The organism is Pseudomonas folii (assembly GCF_014357575.1).
Classification (GTDB): Bacteria; Pseudomonadota; Gammaproteobacteria; order Pseudomonadales; family Pseudomonadaceae; genus Aquipseudomonas; species Aquipseudomonas folii.
The window spans coordinates 1-16,725 of record NZ_JACONW010000005.1; the positions used below are offsets into that span (position 1 = coordinate 1).

Below are 16,725 nucleotides of genomic sequence, written 5' to 3' on the forward strand. Positions count from 1 at the left end.
GACCGTCACGGAATCCAAGCACCATGAAAGCGCTGACCTTCAAACGCTACGGCAAATCCCCGGAAATTGGTTTTGCTGAGGTTTCCCTTCCCGGGTTGAAGCCCAATGAACTGCTGGTTGAAGTGCATGCTGCAGGGATTAATCCCATCGACAACATGATCCCTACCGGTATTTTCAAGCCTGTTCTGAAGTTTCAACTGCCCGCCATTCTGGGCAGTGATCTGGCGGGCGTGGTGACTCAGGTAGGGAGCGGTGTGACGCGCTTCAAGGCAGGAGATGAGATATATGCCAGCCTGTTCGACCTCGGTACCGGGTCCATCGCTGAGTGTGCGGTTGTACCGGAAAGTGCTGCCGCGCTGAAGCCTGCCAATCTGGACTTCGTTCAAGCAGCGTCCATTCCGATGGTAGGACTTACCTCGTGGCAAGCACTCAAAGAGCGCGGCGATCTTCAACCGGGCCAGAAAGTGTTCATCCCGGCCGGGTCCGGAGGCATTGGCAGTTTCGCGATCCAGCTTGCGAAACACCTCGGCGCCAGGGTGGCGACCAACACCAGTACGGCCAATGTACAAAGGGTCAGCAGCCTCGGCGCAGATGAAGTAATCGACTACAAGCAGCAAGCGTTCGAGGGCGTTCTGCGCGACTGTGACCTGGTGCTCGGTACGCTCAGAGGCGACGTGATCGAGAAGTCCGTTGAAGTCCTCAAGCCTGGCGGAAAGATTGTTTCTTTGGTTGGCCCTCTGGATAAAGCGTTCGCCCAGGCTCGAGGATTGAATGTCTTCCTCGGTTTTGTCTTTGGGTTGATGAGCCGCAGGATCATCCGGCTTGCGAAGAGCAAAGACGTTGCCTATTCATTCCTCTTCGTTCGCCCCGACGGCGCCCAGCTTGGGGAGATCGGTACACTGCTTGAGTCCGAACGGATTCGTCCGGTGATCGACAAGGTCTTTGCGTTCGAGCAGGCGAAGGAAGCTCTGGAGTATTTAGCCAAGGGGCATGCTAAAGGAAAGGTCGTTGTGAAGATCAGATGATGTCGAACCCAGTCGGAGTTGCATTGACTCAGCAAGGCATGTGGTTTGCTTTTTAACGAGAGCCCATATTTCAGGACGAGGTTTTCAATGTCGTCTTTCTTGGGTAAGCGAGCGACAGATGTCTCATTGTGCAATGAAGGAATGCGAACCTGTCGGCGACTTCAATCGAGGCATTCTTAAGCCGTTCGCCAGTATATTCAACAGACGAACGGCCCTGGCAGTGAGTACCTGCCTCTGTTTGTGAACTACGACGTTGATCAGCCTGGAGTGATTTCAGCTGGCCTGAATAACGCCATTTTGCTTGGCTACATGTGTTGCCAAGGCGTCCATCAGTGCCGGGGAAAGGCAGTCATACGTGGGTAACCCAATTTCGTTGAAACGGTTGCGGATCTCGTCCATTTCAGTTGGCGGGGTACCTGTTTCAATGACTGATGAAACGAACGCGGCAAAACCTGGTGCAGCCCAGCCGCTCTGAGGGGACAGTTCGGTGTGCACAAAATCCAGGCCGTGGAACGCGTGGTTCTGGTTCTCGATCCGGCCGTACAAGTGTGCGCCACAGTCCTTGCAGGCGTGTCGCTGGATGGTAGCGCTTTCATCGACGATGGCCAGTTTCGCTGCGTTGGCGATGACGCTCACTTTGTTGCGAGGCACAACGGCGATCACGGCAAACCTGGCGCCTTTTGGCTTCCAGCATTTGCTACAGCCACAGGCGTGGTTATGCAGGGTTTGGGCTTCAATCTTGATCTCAACCTTGTCGGTCATACACAGGCATCGCAGAGTGCCGCCTGCGAAATCGGCAGTTGCCGGTTTAATGCCGTTATCCAGCAAGGGGTGAAGTTTTACATCGCTCACTTTGTATCTCCAGATCTATGGGTGATGTGGAATAAGTTCCGGGGCAAGTGCCCCGGAACAGGGGAATACATCAGTATTTGATGACGGTGCGGATTGACTTGCCTTCGTGCATCAAATCAAACGCTTCATTGATACGATCCAGCGACATGGTGTGAGTGACAAAAGGCGCCAGCTCAATCTCGCCTTTCATCGAGTCTTCAACCATCTTCGGCAGTTGGCTGCGACCTTTTACGCCGCCAAACGCCGAGCCTTTCCAGGTCCTACCGGTGACCAGCTGGAAGGGGCGGGTCGAGATTTCCTGACCGGCACCGGCGACACCGATGACAATCGATTGACCCCAACCACGATGAGCGCATTCGAGCGCTGCACGCATGACATGCACGTTACCGATACATTCGAAGGAGTGATCAACACCCCAGCCCGTCATCTCGATGATCACTTGCTGGATCGGCTGTTCGTGGTCTTTCGGGTTGACGCAGTCGGTGGCGCCGAACGAACGGGCCAGTTCGAATTTGGCAGGGTTGGTATCGATCGCAATGATGCGTCCAGCCTTGGCCTGACGGGCGCCTTGAATTGCCGCCAGACCAATACCGCCCAGACCGAAGATAGCGACTGTGTCGCCTGGCTGGACTTTGGCCGTGTTGTGGACCGCGCCAATCCCCGTAGTCACACCACAGCCAAGCAGGCAGACGTGCTCAGGGTTGGCATCCGGATTGATCTTCGCGACAGAGACTTCAGCGACAACGGTATATTCGCTGAAGGTCGAGCAGCCCATGTAGTGATAGAGCGGCTGGCCGTTGTAGGAAAAGCGCGAGGTGCCATCCGGCATGACACCTTTGCCTTGAGTGGCGCGTACGGCGGTGCACAGGTTGGTTTTGCCGGATTTACAGAACAGACATTCGCCACATTCGGCGGTATACAGCGGAATGACGTGGTCGCCAACCTTCACGCTGGTCACGCCTTCGCCTACTTCAACCACAATCCCGGCACCTTCATGGCCCAGCACTACCGGGAACAGACCTTCCGGATCATCACCCGAAAGGGTGAAGGCGTCGGTATGGCATACACCGGTATCAGTGATCTTGATCAGAACTTCACCCTTGCGCGGCGGCTCAACGTCGATCTCGACGATCTGGAGCGGCTTGCCCGGTTCGAATGCAACTGCAGCACGAGATTTCATAAGATTTTCTCCAAGTGATCATGCTCATTGACCCAGGCAATCAAAACGCCTATATCAGGTCAGCGTGCGTGTTTGAAATATTTGCGCCCATGAAACGCTCTTCCAGTCGGCGAGCGTTGCGCCTCTGTCGTTTCTATATAAAGGTGCAACGTTTAACTGCGAGGGCTTTCAGGTCTGATGAGTGTTTCAACGAATCGCCAGATCCTTGCCACTCAAAACATGTGGTCAGGCCGGTTTGCAGCTAGTCAGTGCAGTGGTTCAAGCGTAAGGAAAAGACGCCTGGCTGGTTGATGCCGAAGAGCTTAGCGCTGAATGCGATAGCCAAAAACAGCCGAGAGGCTTGGACACTCCCATCACTTTGTTTGTAATAGGGCGCTCAGAATGTTCATGCGAATATCGGCGTGGAGGGTGCCTGCTTGATCACTATCAATGCTCAACCCCTTTGATCGATGACCTTGGGCTTGAGCATCAATAAGTTCGGGTCGTTACGCTTTGGAAGCCTTCACCGCCAACGCGCCGTCACCCAACAAAGCGACAACCAGCGCAGTTACGGACAAATAGATTGGATATTCCCAACCGCCGTTAGCATTGGTAAAGCTCCAGCCGTTGCCGAAATGCACAGTCGCTGCAACGAACAGTTGAACCACAGCGATTGCGGCAATCCAGCGGGCATACACGCCCAGAACCAGCATCAGGCCGCCGATGACTTCGAACGCCATGACCGGATAGGCCAGAAAACCTGGAAAGCCAATGGACTCGAAAAAGCCAGCGGTTCCTGCCGGGGTGAAGACCAACACTTTGGTCAGGCCATGGGTGATGAACATGATGCCCAGCGCGAGGCGCATAATCAGTGCGGCGTATGGAGCGGTGCGTGAATCAATCATGATGGAGCTTCCTTTGGTTTATTAGACGTATCAGTTGGAAAGTGAAAGTGTCTGGTTCAGCCACTGAGAGAAGTCAGCCAGTTCTTCCGGGACGATTTCGTGTGCCATGTCATAAAAATGAGTCTGGTGCTCCACACCGATCCGGCTCAGCCAGGCGTCAGCTTCATGTGCCCAGTCGATCGGTAGCACGTTGTCGTGATGACCATGAGCAATAAACGCTGAGACGTTTTTCAGTTGCTCCTGTGTCGCAATTCGCGGTTCGATTTCCCGCAGCATTCGCCCGCTAAGCAGCGCAAAGCCTGCCACCAGTTCAGGCTGTGTAACGCCAACACTGGCGCTCATGATTCCTCCTTGGCTGAAGCCTGCAATCACAGTGGGAAGCGGAGGAAGCGCTTCGATAAACCGGATTAACAGTTGGCGACTGGACTCCGCCTGTTCCTGATTGAACGAAGGTCCATTGCTGGTGAAATTGACCTGATACCAGGCGAAGCCTTGAGGGCTGACCTGCAACGGGCCGCGGAGCAACAAGATTTCGATGTCTTCTGGCAGGGACGCAGCCAGACTGGCCAGATTGGCTTCGTTTGATCCTACGCCGTGCAGCAACAACAATCGTGCTTTAGGGCTGGCGGTATTGCAGGCTTTACGGAAGAAAATACCTGATTCGGATTCGCGTGCCGGTTCAGAAAAAGTGATGTTTTGCATGACGTTATTTCACACCTTCAACGGGTTGAACTGAATCGAACCCTTCGTTATCGATCGAGGTAAACAGGTAGCTGTCCATGGCCAGTACGCCGTGGGTGATTCCGCCATCCAGAACCATCGTCTGATAGCTGTTACCGGCTGCGCCCAGCGCAATGAACAACGGTAAAAAATGCTCATCGGTTGGATGGGCGCGTTCGGCTGAAGGCGCGTACTGCTTGTAGTCCAACAACTGATCTATGGTCCCCGCCTGCAGGGTCCTGGCGGTCCAGGCTGCGAACTGCTTGACGTAGTCCGCACCGTGGGCTGTTGCGCCACGGAATTCGTAAAGGTTATGGGTGAGGCTTCCTGACGCCACGATCAAGACATTCATCTCACGCAGAGGCTTGAGTGCCACGCCAAGTTGCCATGCGCTGCGCGTATCAAGCGTTGCCGGCATGGAGACCTGAACCACCGGTATGTCTGCTTCCGGTGCCAGGTACAGAAGCGGTACCCATGCCCCGTGATCAAGGCCGCGAGCCGGATCCAGCCGGGATTTCCAGCCCGCTGTCTGCAGCAGATCAACAATATGACTCGCTAACTCTGGTGCGCCGGGAGCCGGGTAGGACACCTGATACAGCGCGTCCGGAAAACCGCCAAAGTCGTGAATGGTTTTAGGTGCGGTGCTCGCCGTAACACTGATTTCGCCACGGGTCATCCAGTGCGGCGACAGCACCACGATGGCGTCAGGTTTTGGTAGCTCGCGACCGAGCTCAGCCAGCTTTGGGCCAGCCAGGCCGGGCTCGATTGCGAACGTAGGAGCACCATGAGACACAAACAGCAGGGGGAATGAAGTGTTCATGGTGACGACTCCTGATGGATTAAATGTTGATTACTTGCTCAGCCAGACCGGAGCGACCGAAGTGCCCAGACCTGCGCCGTAACCTAGGTAGATGTTGAAACCTGCCAGGGGCTCCAGGTAGCGAGCGTTAACCAGGCCGCCAGCATCCACCGTGTTCCAGCCCAGGCTGCGAGCCAATGCGATAGCGGTCTGCTTGGCGCGCTCACTGTCGCTGGCAACAAATACGCTGCCGGTCTGGTCATTGGCGAACTTCGGACCATCGGCGAGTACTTGAGCGAACAGGGTGTTGAACGCTTTCACCACATTGGCTTGCGGCACAGCCTTGGCGATCTCTTCCGAGGCACTGGTATCGTGGCCGACGGTCAGCGACATGTAGTCGGCGCTCAGCGGGTTAGTAATGTCGATGACCACCTTGCCGGTCAGATCACCCAGGCTTTGCAGCGCTGCGGCAGCATCGTCATAGGCGGTGGCGACCACGATCACATCGCTGTCGCCCAAGGCTTCGGACGCTACAAAAGCGCTGACATTTACGTACTGACCAGCCAGCGCTTGGGCCTTGCTGATGTCGCGGCCGGTGATACGCACGCTGTGCCCTGCGGCAGAAAGCTGTTTCGCAAAGGCTGAACCCATGTTGCCGGTACCAATTACTGTGATTTTCATGATTACCTCTTTCTGAGTTGAGTTGCGTTTCGATGGGCTCAGTTTATAGATTGCCTGATAGGGATAAACTGGGTTAAATGTGATGGATAGTTCCACTAGGTGAGATAATCATGGATCGGGCGCTGGAAATGCAGGTGTTCTGCACCGTTGTAGATAAAGGCAGTTTTGTCGGGGCCGCGGAGCCACTCGACATGTCCAAAGCGGCCATATCGCGTTACGTAAGCGGGCTGGAGGAGCGGCTCGGCGCGCGGTTACTGCACCGCACGACTCGCAGGCTGTCATTGACGGATGAGGGGCGTCAGTTCTATCACCAGGCCCGTGAGGTGCTGGCAATGATGGATGAGGCAGAAGAAGCCGTATCGTCCACCTCGCCTGAGGCCAGCGGCGTTCTTCGCGTAAACGCCCCTGTCAGTTTTGGCGTGCTGCACCTGGCGCCGATTTGGGCTGACTTCATGAGCGCCTATCCCAAAGTCGAGTTGGAGATCAGCCTGAGTGATCGTCTAGTGGATTTGGTGGACGAAGGAATTGATGCTGCTGTGCGTATCGCACGCATGGAAAATTCTTCGTTGGTGGGGAGACAGCTGGCCAGCACCCGGATGTGTTTGTGTGCATCGCCTGCGTATCTGGCCAGTCATGCACCCATCCGCAAATTGTCAGATGTCGAACAGCATGAGGTGGTTGCCTACAGCAACTTTGCCAGCGGGAATGAATGGCATTTCGAAGGACCACAAGGCAGTGAAAGCGTAAACACGCGCTCAGTGGTTCGTTGCAATAACGGGGATACCTGCCGAGCCATTACCTTGGCCGGGGGTGGCATTTCGTTGCAGCCCAGCTTTATGGTGGCGCAGGATCTGCGGCGAGGCGATCTGATTGAAATATTGCCCGAGTACCGCTCCGTCGAATTGGGTATCTACGTGGTCTACCCGACCCGTAAACATTTGCCTGCGAAGGTGAGGGCGCTGATCAACTTTCTGGTGGAACGATTCGCCCATCCGGTATGGGAGCAGTGATTCACGCTGACCAAAAAAGCCGGCTGATAAAAAGGGGAAATCAAGCCATCAGCCGGATAAAAGGAGCGCTGTATCAGGATCGTCCGCACTCCCAGAAAATCAGGGCGCGGTCATCCATCGAGTTAGTGTCGTTGCAAAAAGCTGTGCAGGTCCGCGGCAAATTTCTCCGGGTTCTTGAAGGCCAGAAAATGATCGCCTTGCTCAGCCTTGGTGTACACGTGAAGCACCGAGTCCTGGATGACCGAATTCATCCAGCGCTGACTCTCCAGCCAGTCGCTGTACTCGCCGGTGAAGATCGCGGTCGGCACATTGATCTTTGACCGGATCACATCTCGCCAGTCGTTGGTTACGTGATCGAAAAGCACCTGTGAGGTAAATGCCATGTCATCTTTGACCACCTCTTGCACGAGGCTGATGACGTTATGAAAGTAGGGTGAGTCCATCGCCATCGCACGCTCGACAACCCGGCTTCCAGAAACGAGCATGTTGGTGGCGGTGCCGTGCGCATAGGAGGCAATCATCCGCTCGGGTGACGTGGTGAACGCCCCTGCCTCCAGTCGCTCCTGCTCTGTCCAGTCAGCGTGGCAATAGATCGAGGGTGCCTGGTCAATGATGCTCAGTGTACGAATGCCTTGGGTACCGAACAGATCAATGAAGGCCCACATCACCGAAGCGCCCATGGACCAGCCGCAGTAGTTGGCCTGCGACACACCCAGGTGGTTGGCAAATTCCTTCACGTCCATGGCATAGCGGGAAATGCGATGACCAAAGGTTACCCGTTCAGAAAGACCCTGGTTTCTTACGTCCAGCACGTACACACGGTAGTGCGTGCTCAAGAGATGCATCAGGTGAAAGTACATCGCACCATTGGCCGACCAGCCTGGGATAAAAATCAACGGTTGCCCGGTACCTGCTTCCCAATAACTCAGGTTGATCGCGTCGCTGGTGGTGAAGCTGCTTATCTTTAGATCAGCGAAGTCAGATGTCCGAAAGGGCTGGCCAATGATCTCGTGGGGGAAGTAAAAATCTTCGGTGAGCAAAGTGTTAAGCGGGACAGCTTTCAATGGGTATTTCAAGAAGGAAGCACCTGCAGTCTGGAATTGGCGATGGACATGTCCAGGCACCCGTCGCGACCTCTGGAAGTCCGGTTGATGATGATCTTCGCCAGCGGTTATCAGGAATGTTGATCGAGAATAGGGCTTGAACAGTATTGGAATAAATACTCAAAATGCGGCGACATTCGAAACGGATCATTGTTAATGGATCGGCTTAGCAGTATGGCGGCGTTCGTCAAAGCAGTTGAGATGGGCTCGTTCAGTGCAGCCGGTGACGCGATGCAGATGTCCGCGCAATTGATCGGCAAGCACGTACATCACCTCGAACAGCATCTGGGCGTGCGGTTGTTGAACAGAACGACCAGGCGGCAAAGCCTCACCGACTTCGGACGCGAGTTTTATGAGCGCTGCAAGACCATCCTTGCAGAGGTTGAAACCGCCGAGAACATGGCGGCCGAAACACAAGCAACGCCTACGGGAAGGCTTCGGGTTAACGCACCGGTCAGTTTCGGAATGCAATCGCTTGCACCAAAACTGCCGGAATTCATGAAAGCCAATCCCATGATCAGTGTCGAGCTGACGCTGGCAAACCGCGCGGTTGACGTTATTGATGAAGGCTTCGACGTGGTGTTCAGGGTCGGTCAGCTTTCCGACAGTGGCCTGGTGGCTCGTCCCCTGGCGCCTTATCAGCTGGTGCTGTGCGCTGCGCCGTCCTATCTGCGGGATAAGCCTGCCATCAAAACTCCATGGGACCTTCAGGATCACGAGTGTCTGGGCTTTACGCACACAGAACTAAGGACCCATTGGACGTTCGACGGGCCGGAAGGCAAGGTGATCGTCCCCATTAACAGCCGATTGATGGCGGATCACGGTGAACCGCTTTTGTGCGCGGCGCTGGCGGGTTTGGGGATATTGCTCCAGCCGGTAGAACTGGTGCGTAAGGCATTGCTGGCGGGCGATCTGGTTCCGCTCCTGCCGACGTATCCCATCCCCTCACGTCCGCTGCATGTCCTTTACCCACCTGACCGTCGGTTGACGCCCAAGCTGCGCAGTTTTCTGGATTTTGCGCTGATGACATTTGGCCCAGATGCAGTGAATCCTCAACTGTTTTGAAACGCTGCGTTTTGAATGCATCTCCAGAATCGGCATTTATCCAGCGGTCTTAACGCTCTACAGTCGTCGATTGCTTCTATACAGGCTGTGGAAGCTCCAATAGGGTGGCTTATGCCCACCCGATCATGATGGAGTGAAGATGAACATTCAGTTGAATACCAAGCGTGCGCTGGTCACCGCCTCGACCGGCGGGATAGGTTTTGCGATTGCCAAAGGACTCGCCCAGACTGGCGCAGAAGTGGTGATCAATGGCCGCAGTGAAGGTTCTGTAAAGGATGCGGTGGCCAAATTATCCAGCGAAGTTCCGGGTGCGAAAATCACTGGCATTGCCGCTGACCTAAGCTCTGCAAATGGTGTTGAAACGCTGGTGCAAGGCGCTGGGCATATCGACATCCTGGTGAACAATGCCGGGATCTATGGCCCTCAGGACTTCTTTGAAACTGACGACGAGGTCTGGGACAGCTACTGGCAGACCAATGTCATGTCAGGTGTGCGTCTGAGCCGCGCATTATTGCCTGCAATGGTTGCGAAAAACTGGGGCAGGGTAGTGTTCGTGTCCTCTGAGTCTGCACGCAACATCCCGGCGGACATGATTCACTACGGCGTTTCCAAAACTGCCCAACTGGCATTAGCCCGCGGTCTGGCCAAGCGCGTCGCCGGTAGCGGCGTGACGGTCAACAGTGTCCTGCCGGGACCGACGTTGTCCGACGGCGTTGCAGGCATGTTGCAAAGCGAAGTAGAGCGTACGGGCAAAACCCTCGATGACGTCGCCAAGGCATTTATCACGGAGCATCGTCCCAGCTCGATCATCCAGCGTGCCGCTACCGTCGAAGAAGTCGCGAACATGATCGTGTATGTGTGCTCGACTCAGGCGTCAGCCACCACCGGTGCGGCGCTAAGGGTTGATGGCGGCGTGGTCGATGACATCGTTTGATGCGAACCGGAGCTGTCGACAGATGTTGTAGCCACAGACGCTTTGATCGCTGACTAATCAGTCATGAAGGTCAGCGATTAGCGCCGCTCCTTCCCGATAGGGGTGAGCGCCTTCTCAAGTTTGCGCTGCAACGCTTGAGCCGCGTGCTATGTACAGATTCACTCCAATGCAGAGCATCAAGACCAGCGCTGACAGCAACATGGCGTTGGACATGCCGCTTGAGAATGATGCCTTGTCAGAGTGGGCAATCAACGTACCGAACACTGCAACGCCAATCACACCACCCAGTTGTCGGGCAGAGGCCATCAGTCCTGAGGCGACTCCGGCGTCATGCTGGCTGACGGCTGAGAGCATCGAGTTGGTGATAGACGGGACAGACATCGCACTGCCCATTCCTACCAGCATTAGCGCGCCATTGAGCAGCCAGAATGAGCTGTCGGCGGTAATCTGCGACAAGGCTAAAAACCCGACGATCTGTACGCTAAAGCCTGTAGTGATGATTCGTGTCGCGCTAACTTTCCTGGCGATGCGTGAGGAGAGCATCGTCGACAGCGTTAGCACCGCAGTCAACGGGATAAAGGACAAGCCGGTTTTGAACGCGTCGTAGTGCAGAAACGTCTGAAAATAAATACTGAAAACAAAAACCGTCCCATAGAACGTCAGATTGATGGCCGCGCCTGCCAACGCCATGCTGCCCAGTACCTTGTTGGTTGCCAGACGGGCGGGCAACATCGGATGGCTTACCCGTCGTTCGACTACGACGAATACAACCGCAGCAGTAACGGCAATGACCATCATCAGAAGGGTCTCACTCACCCAGCCCTTTGCGCTTGATTCAGTCAGCGACCAGGTCAGTGCTGCAAGGCATATCGCGATGCTGACCTGACCGGGTATATCGATTTTCTTGTCTACGCGAGGAGAGTCGGGAGCGAAGCGCATGATCAGGATGATTGCCAGCAATCCTATCGGAACATTGAGTAGAAACACGCTACGCCAGCCGAGATACTGGATCATTAAGCCGCCTATGACGGGGCCAGCCGCAAGGGCGATACCTCCACAGGCACCCCACATGGCAACGGCAGATCGCCTCGCGCCAGGGTCTTGAAATGACAATCGAATCAGCGTCAATGATGTGGGGATCAATAGCGCTGCGCCCATTCCCTGCACGACGCGCATCGCAATGAGCATCGTCATGCTGTTTGCCAGACCGCAGCCAATGGAGGCGAGGGTGAAAATAGCGAAGCCTGCTGCAAATACCGATTTTGCACCCCACTTGTCGCCCCAGGCGCCACCAAGAATCAGCAACGCGGAAAAGGGCAGGGCATAACTGTTGATCACCCACTGCAGGCCCGTGAGATCGGTACCAAATGCGTTTTCAAGAGCCCCAAGACCAACATTGACGACGCTTACGTCAAGCTGGACGACCAGAAAGCCGAGGCAGGCGGCGGCAAGAATGGCTCGTAACGAGGAGTTGGAAATAGACATAGGAGAAAGCGTAGAAACGTCCTGAGCGGTTGAAGCAAGCCGTTATGACTTGAAAAGGGCTGCCAGCATTTCCATATGCCTCGTCAGTCGCGCTGGCAGCTTTTTTGGTTACACGAACTGAAGAACCTCGTTGACCGCTTTACGCGGCTTTTGCGGCCAGTTGGTTTCTCCCGGATAACCCACGGTCACCAGCATCACAGGGATTTCGACAGCTGAAAGATTGAAAGCCTGCGCAACGGCCGCTGGGTCGAAGCCGATCATCGGGGTCGAATCAAGGCCCCGGCCTTTGGCGGCAAGCATCAGCGTCATGGCGGCGAGCGAGCCCGAGCGGATGGCTTCGTCGCGCTGCAACTGCGGGTTTTCAGCGTACATTCCCTGAGCCGCACCTACCCACATGTCGTAAACGGCTTTGTCGATGACCCCGGCATCCATCGACGGTTTCAGAGACGCAGAGATCGTTTCCTGCGGATTCAAGGTGCCGCAGACGATGAACGTCACGGCTGAGTCCATCACTTTCTGTTGGCCGTAGGCCAAGGGCAGCAAGCGTACTTTTGCCTCTTCGCTGCGCACGGCGATGAATCGCCAGTTTTGAAGGTTGAACGCAGAAGGCGCGTGGGTGGCGAGATCAATCAGATCGGCGATCTCCTGGTCTGACAGTCTGCGCTCGGTGTCGTAGTTGTTGGCGGAAATTCGGGTCTTGATAACGTCAGCGATGGCGGACATGGTGCTCTCTGTGCAGTGAAGGGGGCGAGTTGGCGCAGCCCGTTTTTCAGTCGGCGAGTCTGCGCGGATCAGATGAGTTAGCGGCTGAAGCCGTCGAACGGTGTCATGTACGCAGCACCAAACGGATCCAGACGTTTGCGAATCTCGGCATCAGGGGTGCCATACACCACCAGGCTGGTGATGGTGCACAGTTCGAGGAAGCGTTTGCCGAATGGAGCAAAGGTGGTGTCCACATGGCTGACCACGGATTCGACGTTATAGCGCTCAAGAATATGCGCAACGCTTTGATCTTCGTTGACGCTGTACTCGTAAACCAGTGTCCCCGGTTCAAGCCTGGTCGCCGGAACGATTTGCGCGATCAGCGCTTTGAACTCAGGAAAGTCGCCGGGTTTGATTGCCAGGGAGAACAGGCAGGAAATATATGGATGCATACGAGGGGCTCTTCCATCGGCGGCGTCAGATGACACCAGGGGAGGATGCATCGCTGGCCAAGCCGATGCATTCGGTGAAAAGGCTCAGGATTTAGCGGGGGCTTCACCGAACAGCTTGCCTGAGCCCGCCCAGTCCGATGGCGCGACGTCCTCGAAAATGACGTAGATGTATTCGGCAGGGGTGCCGGTGTTTTTAACGATACTTTGTGTGATTTCGGCAGCGACGGTGGCTTTCTGAGCGTGCTCTTTACCTTCGAACCAGCTAACGCGTACTACGGGCATGATGTGTTCCTCTTGGGATAAAAACTCGGTCTGAAGTGATCAGCCCGCGACATTCAGTAATCCTAGAGTAGAGGCGTCTGGCGATAAACAGCCTGAAACTATAAAGTGGGTAGCATTTATATCTACAGTCGAAGGTGCTCATGATCCCCCCCGATTCGTTTCAAGGCGTTCTCACCTTCGTCATGGCGGCGCGTTCGAGTAGCTTCACCGAGGCAGCGGGGCGATTGGGTATTTCCAAATCGGCTGTTGGCAAGTCTATTGCCCGCCTTGAAGAACGCTTGGGAGTGCAGCTGTTTCACCGCTCTACTCGCCGAATTTCTCTGACGGCTGATGGCGATGCGTACTTCATCGCATGCTCCACTGCGCTTGAAGAAATCGGGGCAGCGGAGAGTGGGCTGGGGGCGGGGACTCGGGAGCCCTCTGGCCGGTTGCGAGTGGATATACCCGTCGCATTTGGCCGTCGGGTAGTGGCGCCTTTGTTATTTGAAATTGCCAGAAAGTATCCAGCGTTGCAGTTGAACATGACCTTTTCTGATCACTTGGTCGATCCGATCGAGGAGGGCATCGACCTGCTGGTGCGTTTTGGCGAACTCAAGGACACAAGCGGCCTGGTCGCTCGCAAGCTGGCGCGACAACGTTGGGCTATCTGCGCTGCGCCGGATTATCTGGAGCGTTTCGGCGTACCTGACACTCTGGAAGATCTCAATCGTCATCATTGCATCGTAGGCCATCGACGGGGCCAGCCACTGTCATGGCGAGTCAGGGAGGGAGAACAAACCGTGCGCTATGCGCCACCCTCTACTCATCAGATAGGCGACGGTGAGGCCATGATCCTTGCAGCCGTCGCGGGTATTGGCCTCTGCCAGATGCCGCGTTGCCTGTTCAAGGACGATATGGAAGCGGGCAGGCTGGTAGAGGTGTTGGGCGGCTATGAGCCGGAGCCGGTGGAAGTCCATGCCGTCTGGCCGAAGGTGTCGCATCTGCGGCCCAAGGTGAGGTACGTGGTCGATGAGCTGGTCAAGCTGTGCGAGCATTGGCAGTAATAGGTCGATGCCGCTCTCGACCCAATACCACCGCTCGCAAGTCATTGCCACAGCCAGCCTGTCTTCGGGCCTATTCCACGGCCTCGACTACGCCCTGATCTTCCCCGAGAAACCCGCCGCTCTGGTGATGCCATAGCCGCGCATAGGTGCCATTCTTTGCAAGCAACTCGGCGTGGGTGCCTTGCTCAATGATACGGCCGTCGTCCATGACGATCAGCCTGTCCATAGCAGCAATGGTGGACAGGCGATGAGCGATGGCAATCACGGTCTTGCCCTGCATCATTTCATCAAGGCTCTCCTGGATGGCCACTTCGACTTCTGAATCCAGCGCGCTGGTGGCCTCGTCGAGTAGCAGGATCGGGGCGTTCTTGAGCATGACCCGGGCAATTGCAACGCGTTGACGCTGGCCGCCCGACAGCTTGATGCCGCGCTCGCCTACCAGGGTGTCATAGCCGGAATGGCCTTGCTTGTCACTCAATTGGCTGATGAAGCCATCGGCCTGGGCATTGGCTGCGGCGGTACGGATCTGCTCGTCGGTCGCATCGGGTCGACCATAGGCGATGTTGTCGCGAATGGACCGGTGCAGCAGGGACGTGTCCTGCGTGACCATGCCGATAGCGCTGCGCAGGCTGTCCTGGGTGACGCGCGCGATGTTTTGCCCGTCGATGCTGATCGTGCCGTTGTCCACGTCATAGAAGCGCAGCAGCAGGTTGATCAGCGTTGATTTGCCAGCGCCGGAACGACCCACCAAGCCGATCTTTTCACCGGGGCGGATGTTCAGGGTCAGGCCTTCAAGCACCTGACGTTCGCCGTTGTAATTGAAACTCACGTTGTCGAAGGTGACTGCGCCGCCCTTTGTCTCCAGTGTCGCCGCGTTCGGCGCATCCTGGACCTTGGGGCCGCGGGTCAAGGTGGCCATGCCGTCCTGTACGGTGCCGATGTTCTCGAACAACGACGTCATTTGCCACATGATCCAGTGCGACATGCCATTGATGCGCAACGCCATGGCGGTAATCGCTGCCACAGCACCCGTGCCGACCTGACCCTGATGCCACAGCCACAGGGCATAACCACCGGCACCCATGATCAACGCCACCACCAATGCCTGGTTGACGATCTCGAACTGGCTGACCAGACGCATCTGATGCAGACCAGTGACCTTGAAGTCCTCCATTGCTGCACGCGCGAAATGCGCCTCACGTTTGGAATGGGAGAACAGCTTCACCGTGGTGATGTTGGTATAGGCATCCGAGATACGACCGGTCATGGATGACCGGGCATTGGCCTGCTCCTGGCCGACCTTGCCCAGACGGGGCACGAAGTACCGCATGGCCAGACCGAACAACGCGATCCAGGCAATGAAAGGCAGCATCAGCCTCAGGTCAAAGTTACCGGCCAATGCGATGATCGCAATGAAGTAAACCCCGATCCCGGGTGCGATTTCGATAAGGGTGAACAGCACCTCACGCACGGACAGCGCCGTTTGCATTACCTTGGTGGTGACCCGTCCGGAGAACTCATCGGAGAAGAAAGAAAGGCTCTGCCGCAACATCAGCCGATGGAAATCCCAGCGCAGCCTCAAGGGCAAATTGATCGCCAGGACTTGGTGCTGCACCATCGTGCGCAACGCCACCAGCCCGATGCTGGTCACCAAGATGATGCCGATGCTCCACAGCACGCTGCTTTCCTGAGCGGCCGCATCGCCCCCGGCCTGCCAGGTCGACAGCATGTCCACAACCTGCCCGAGGAATGAAAACAGCCAGGCTTCGTAAATCGATACACCTGCGCTGAGCAGCGCAAACGCAAGGATATAACCACGGGCACCCCGCGTGCAGGCCCACAGAAAACGCGCCAAGCCCTCGGGCGGCGGCGGTACTTCATCGGGTGGAAACGGGTCGAGCCATTGTTCAAACGCGCGAAGCATGGTGATCTCCAAAACGATCCAGTGCGAAGATTCTTGCACTTAAAGGCGGCTTTAAGGTTTTTTGATCAGGAGGGAAGTGACTTGTTCAGAACTTTTTCCATGATGATCGTGCGCTCTGCGCCGTGGAACTCGTCCCTGAGCTTCTGGAAGCCCAGCGACAGATAAAACCCTTCAGCCGTAATCGAAGAGGGCACGCGCAGCAGCTTCACGCCGTTCTGCGTTGCGATTGCCTCCAGCGTCGACATCAGCCGATGCCCTATGCCTTTCCCTTGATGGACCGGGTCAACGAACACGCTCCGCACGATGTCGTTATCAAGACTTGCGGTTGCAACGACATGATCATCAAGGCTCGCGACATACACCTGGCGGCAGGTCAGAAAGTGCAGAATCGCCGAGGGTGAAAAGCTTTGCTGTACCTGCTCGATGATGTCTGGCGAATAATCCTGAGCATTGGATTTGCGCAGTGCTGCCACGATAATCCTGCTGATGGCGGGGGCGTCCGTATTTATCGCGTTTCGAATGACACAGTCCATTGGGTACTCGTATGTCCGTTAGAAGCTTTTAATACTGGCTTTGATTCCAGC

Annotated in this window: 18 protein-coding genes; 5 read left to right on the forward strand and 13 right to left on the reverse strand. The window is 55.9% G+C overall.

Annotated elements, in window-relative coordinates; all coding sequences use genetic code 11:
• The first annotated feature begins 23 nt into the window (after positions 1-23).
• The gene (locus H8S59_RS02120) at positions 24-1,025 is read left to right on the forward strand and encodes an NADP-dependent oxidoreductase (RefSeq protein WP_187520335.1); all 1,002 of its coding nucleotides are present in this window, start codon (positions 24-26) and stop codon (positions 1,023-1,025) included.
• 273 nt (positions 1,026-1,298) lie between these two features.
• Here the strand turns inward: H8S59_RS02120 and gfa are convergent, their stop codons facing one another.
• The 6 genes from gfa to H8S59_RS02150 form a co-directional block, all read right to left on the reverse strand.
• Entirely contained in the window at positions 1,299-1,877 is a 579-nt protein-coding gene (gene gfa, locus H8S59_RS02125) for an S-(hydroxymethyl)glutathione synthase (protein ID WP_187520336.1), read from the reverse strand.
• A gap of 70 nt (positions 1,878-1,947) precedes the next feature.
• Positions 1,948-3,057, reverse strand: coding sequence for an S-(hydroxymethyl)glutathione dehydrogenase/class III alcohol dehydrogenase (locus H8S59_RS02130; protein WP_095097780.1), 1,110 nt, complete (start codon positions 3,055-3,057; stop codon positions 1,948-1,950).
• 485 nt (positions 3,058-3,542) lie between these two features.
• The gene (locus H8S59_RS02135; RefSeq protein ID WP_187520337.1) at positions 3,543-3,941 is read right to left on the reverse strand and encodes a DoxX family protein; all 399 of its coding nucleotides are present in this window, start codon (positions 3,939-3,941) and stop codon (positions 3,543-3,545) included.
• Between the two features lie 30 nt (positions 3,942-3,971).
• Positions 3,972-4,643, reverse strand: a complete 672-nt coding sequence (locus H8S59_RS02140) for an alpha/beta hydrolase (protein WP_187520338.1) — start codon at positions 4,641-4,643, stop codon at positions 3,972-3,974.
• A 4-nt stretch (positions 4,644-4,647) separates the two neighbouring features.
• Complete coding sequence (locus tag H8S59_RS02145; protein ID WP_187520339.1) at positions 4,648-5,481, reverse strand: DODA-type extradiol aromatic ring-opening family dioxygenase; 834 nt, start codon at positions 5,479-5,481, stop codon at positions 4,648-4,650.
• A 30-nt stretch (positions 5,482-5,511) separates the two neighbouring features.
• The gene (locus H8S59_RS02150) at positions 5,512-6,141 is read right to left on the reverse strand and encodes an NADPH-dependent F420 reductase (protein ID WP_187520340.1); all 630 of its coding nucleotides are present in this window, start codon (positions 6,139-6,141) and stop codon (positions 5,512-5,514) included.
• A gap of 110 nt (positions 6,142-6,251) precedes the next feature.
• Between H8S59_RS02150 and H8S59_RS02155 the strand changes: the two genes are divergently transcribed.
• A complete protein-coding gene (locus H8S59_RS02155) occupies positions 6,252-7,151 on the forward strand; it encodes a LysR family transcriptional regulator (RefSeq protein WP_187520341.1) in 900 nt (299 codons plus the stop codon).
• A 122-nt stretch (positions 7,152-7,273) separates the two neighbouring features.
• Here the strand turns inward: H8S59_RS02155 and H8S59_RS02160 are convergent, their stop codons facing one another.
• Positions 7,274-8,227 (reverse strand): alpha/beta fold hydrolase, encoded by a 954-nt coding sequence (locus H8S59_RS02160; protein ID WP_187520342.1) that lies wholly within the window; start codon positions 8,225-8,227, stop codon positions 7,274-7,276.
• Between the two features lie 183 nt (positions 8,228-8,410).
• Here H8S59_RS02160 and H8S59_RS02165 point away from each other — a divergent pair, with 183 nt between their 5' ends.
• Both H8S59_RS02165 and H8S59_RS02170 read left to right on the forward strand, forming a co-directional pair.
• Entirely contained in the window at positions 8,411-9,319 is a 909-nt protein-coding gene (locus H8S59_RS02165) for a LysR family transcriptional regulator (protein ID WP_187520343.1), read from the forward strand.
• 139 nt (positions 9,320-9,458) lie between these two features.
• Entirely contained in the window at positions 9,459-10,253 is a 795-nt protein-coding gene (locus H8S59_RS02170; protein WP_187520344.1) for an SDR family NAD(P)-dependent oxidoreductase, read from the forward strand.
• Positions 10,254-10,367: 114 nt separating this feature from the next.
• Here the strand turns inward: H8S59_RS02170 and H8S59_RS02175 are convergent, their stop codons facing one another.
• The 4 genes from H8S59_RS02175 to H8S59_RS02190 form a co-directional block, all read right to left on the reverse strand.
• Positions 10,368-11,738 (reverse strand): MFS transporter, encoded by a 1,371-nt coding sequence (locus H8S59_RS02175; RefSeq protein ID WP_187520345.1) that lies wholly within the window; start codon positions 11,736-11,738, stop codon positions 10,368-10,370.
• A gap of 108 nt (positions 11,739-11,846) precedes the next feature.
• Positions 11,847-12,461 carry a nitroreductase family protein gene (locus H8S59_RS02180; protein WP_187520346.1) on the reverse strand — a complete coding sequence of 205 codons (615 nt, stop codon included), beginning with the start codon at positions 12,459-12,461 and terminating at the stop codon, positions 11,847-11,849.
• A 77-nt stretch (positions 12,462-12,538) separates the two neighbouring features.
• On the reverse strand, positions 12,539-12,892 hold the full coding sequence (locus H8S59_RS02185) for a putative quinol monooxygenase (RefSeq protein ID WP_187520347.1): 354 nt from the start codon (positions 12,890-12,892) through the stop codon (positions 12,539-12,541).
• Between the two features lie 84 nt (positions 12,893-12,976).
• Positions 12,977-13,174 carry a tautomerase family protein gene (locus H8S59_RS02190; protein WP_187520348.1) on the reverse strand — a complete coding sequence of 66 codons (198 nt, stop codon included), beginning with the start codon at positions 13,172-13,174 and terminating at the stop codon, positions 12,977-12,979.
• A gap of 140 nt (positions 13,175-13,314) precedes the next feature.
• Here H8S59_RS02190 and H8S59_RS02195 point away from each other — a divergent pair, with 140 nt between their 5' ends.
• Entirely contained in the window at positions 13,315-14,217 is a 903-nt protein-coding gene (locus tag H8S59_RS02195; protein WP_095097712.1) for a LysR family transcriptional regulator, read from the forward strand.
• A gap of 70 nt (positions 14,218-14,287) precedes the next feature.
• Here the strand turns inward: H8S59_RS02195 and H8S59_RS02200 are convergent, their stop codons facing one another.
• Positions 14,288-16,141, reverse strand: coding sequence for an ABC transporter ATP-binding protein (locus tag H8S59_RS02200; RefSeq protein WP_187520349.1), 1,854 nt, complete (start codon positions 16,139-16,141; stop codon positions 14,288-14,290).
• Positions 16,142-16,206: 65 nt separating this feature from the next.
• Positions 16,207-16,674, reverse strand: a complete 468-nt coding sequence (locus H8S59_RS02205; RefSeq protein WP_187520350.1) for a GNAT family N-acetyltransferase — start codon at positions 16,672-16,674, stop codon at positions 16,207-16,209.
• Between the last annotated feature and the right edge of the window lie 51 nt (positions 16,675-16,725).

What these genes read in the sequence shown, in the direction of transcription:
- H8S59_RS02180 (WP_187520346.1), bottom strand. Translation starts at nt 12,461, where the DNA reads ATGTCCGCCATCGCTGACGTTATCAAGACCCGAATTTCCGCCAACAAC.
- H8S59_RS02195 (WP_095097712.1), top strand. Translation starts at nt 13,315, where the DNA reads ATGATCCCCCCCGATTCGTTTCAAGGCGTTCTCACCTTCGTCATGGCG.
- H8S59_RS02200 (WP_187520349.1), bottom strand. Translation starts at nt 16,141, where the DNA reads ATGCTTCGCGCGTTTGAACAATGGCTCGACCCGTTTCCACCCGATGAA.
- H8S59_RS02120 (WP_187520335.1), top strand. Translation starts at nt 24, where the DNA reads ATGAAAGCGCTGACCTTCAAACGCTACGGCAAATCCCCGGAAATTGGT.
- H8S59_RS02165 (WP_187520343.1), top strand. Translation starts at nt 8,411, where the DNA reads ATGGATCGGCTTAGCAGTATGGCGGCGTTCGTCAAAGCAGTTGAGATG.
- H8S59_RS02175 (WP_187520345.1), bottom strand. Translation starts at nt 11,738, where the DNA reads ATGTCTATTTCCAACTCCTCGTTACGAGCCATTCTTGCCGCCGCCTGC.
- H8S59_RS02135 (WP_187520337.1), bottom strand. Translation starts at nt 3,941, where the DNA reads ATGATTGATTCACGCACCGCTCCATACGCCGCACTGATTATGCGCCTC.
- H8S59_RS02150 (WP_187520340.1), bottom strand. Translation starts at nt 6,141, where the DNA reads ATGAAAATCACAGTAATTGGTACCGGCAACATGGGTTCAGCCTTTGCG.
- H8S59_RS02170 (WP_187520344.1), top strand. Translation starts at nt 9,459, where the DNA reads ATGAACATTCAGTTGAATACCAAGCGTGCGCTGGTCACCGCCTCGACC.
- H8S59_RS02205 (WP_187520350.1), bottom strand. Translation starts at nt 16,674, where the DNA reads ATGGACTGTGTCATTCGAAACGCGATAAATACGGACGCCCCCGCCATC.
- H8S59_RS02155 (WP_187520341.1), top strand. Translation starts at nt 6,252, where the DNA reads ATGGATCGGGCGCTGGAAATGCAGGTGTTCTGCACCGTTGTAGATAAA.
- H8S59_RS02185 (WP_187520347.1), bottom strand. Translation starts at nt 12,892, where the DNA reads ATGCATCCATATATTTCCTGCCTGTTCTCCCTGGCAATCAAACCCGGC.
- H8S59_RS02145 (WP_187520339.1), bottom strand. Translation starts at nt 5,481, where the DNA reads ATGAACACTTCATTCCCCCTGCTGTTTGTGTCTCATGGTGCTCCTACG.
- H8S59_RS02190 (WP_187520348.1), bottom strand. Translation starts at nt 13,174, where the DNA reads ATGCCCGTAGTACGCGTTAGCTGGTTCGAAGGTAAAGAGCACGCTCAG.
- H8S59_RS02140 (WP_187520338.1), bottom strand. Translation starts at nt 4,643, where the DNA reads ATGCAAAACATCACTTTTTCTGAACCGGCACGCGAATCCGAATCAGGT.
- H8S59_RS02130 (WP_095097780.1), bottom strand. Translation starts at nt 3,057, where the DNA reads ATGAAATCTCGTGCTGCAGTTGCATTCGAACCGGGCAAGCCGCTCCAG.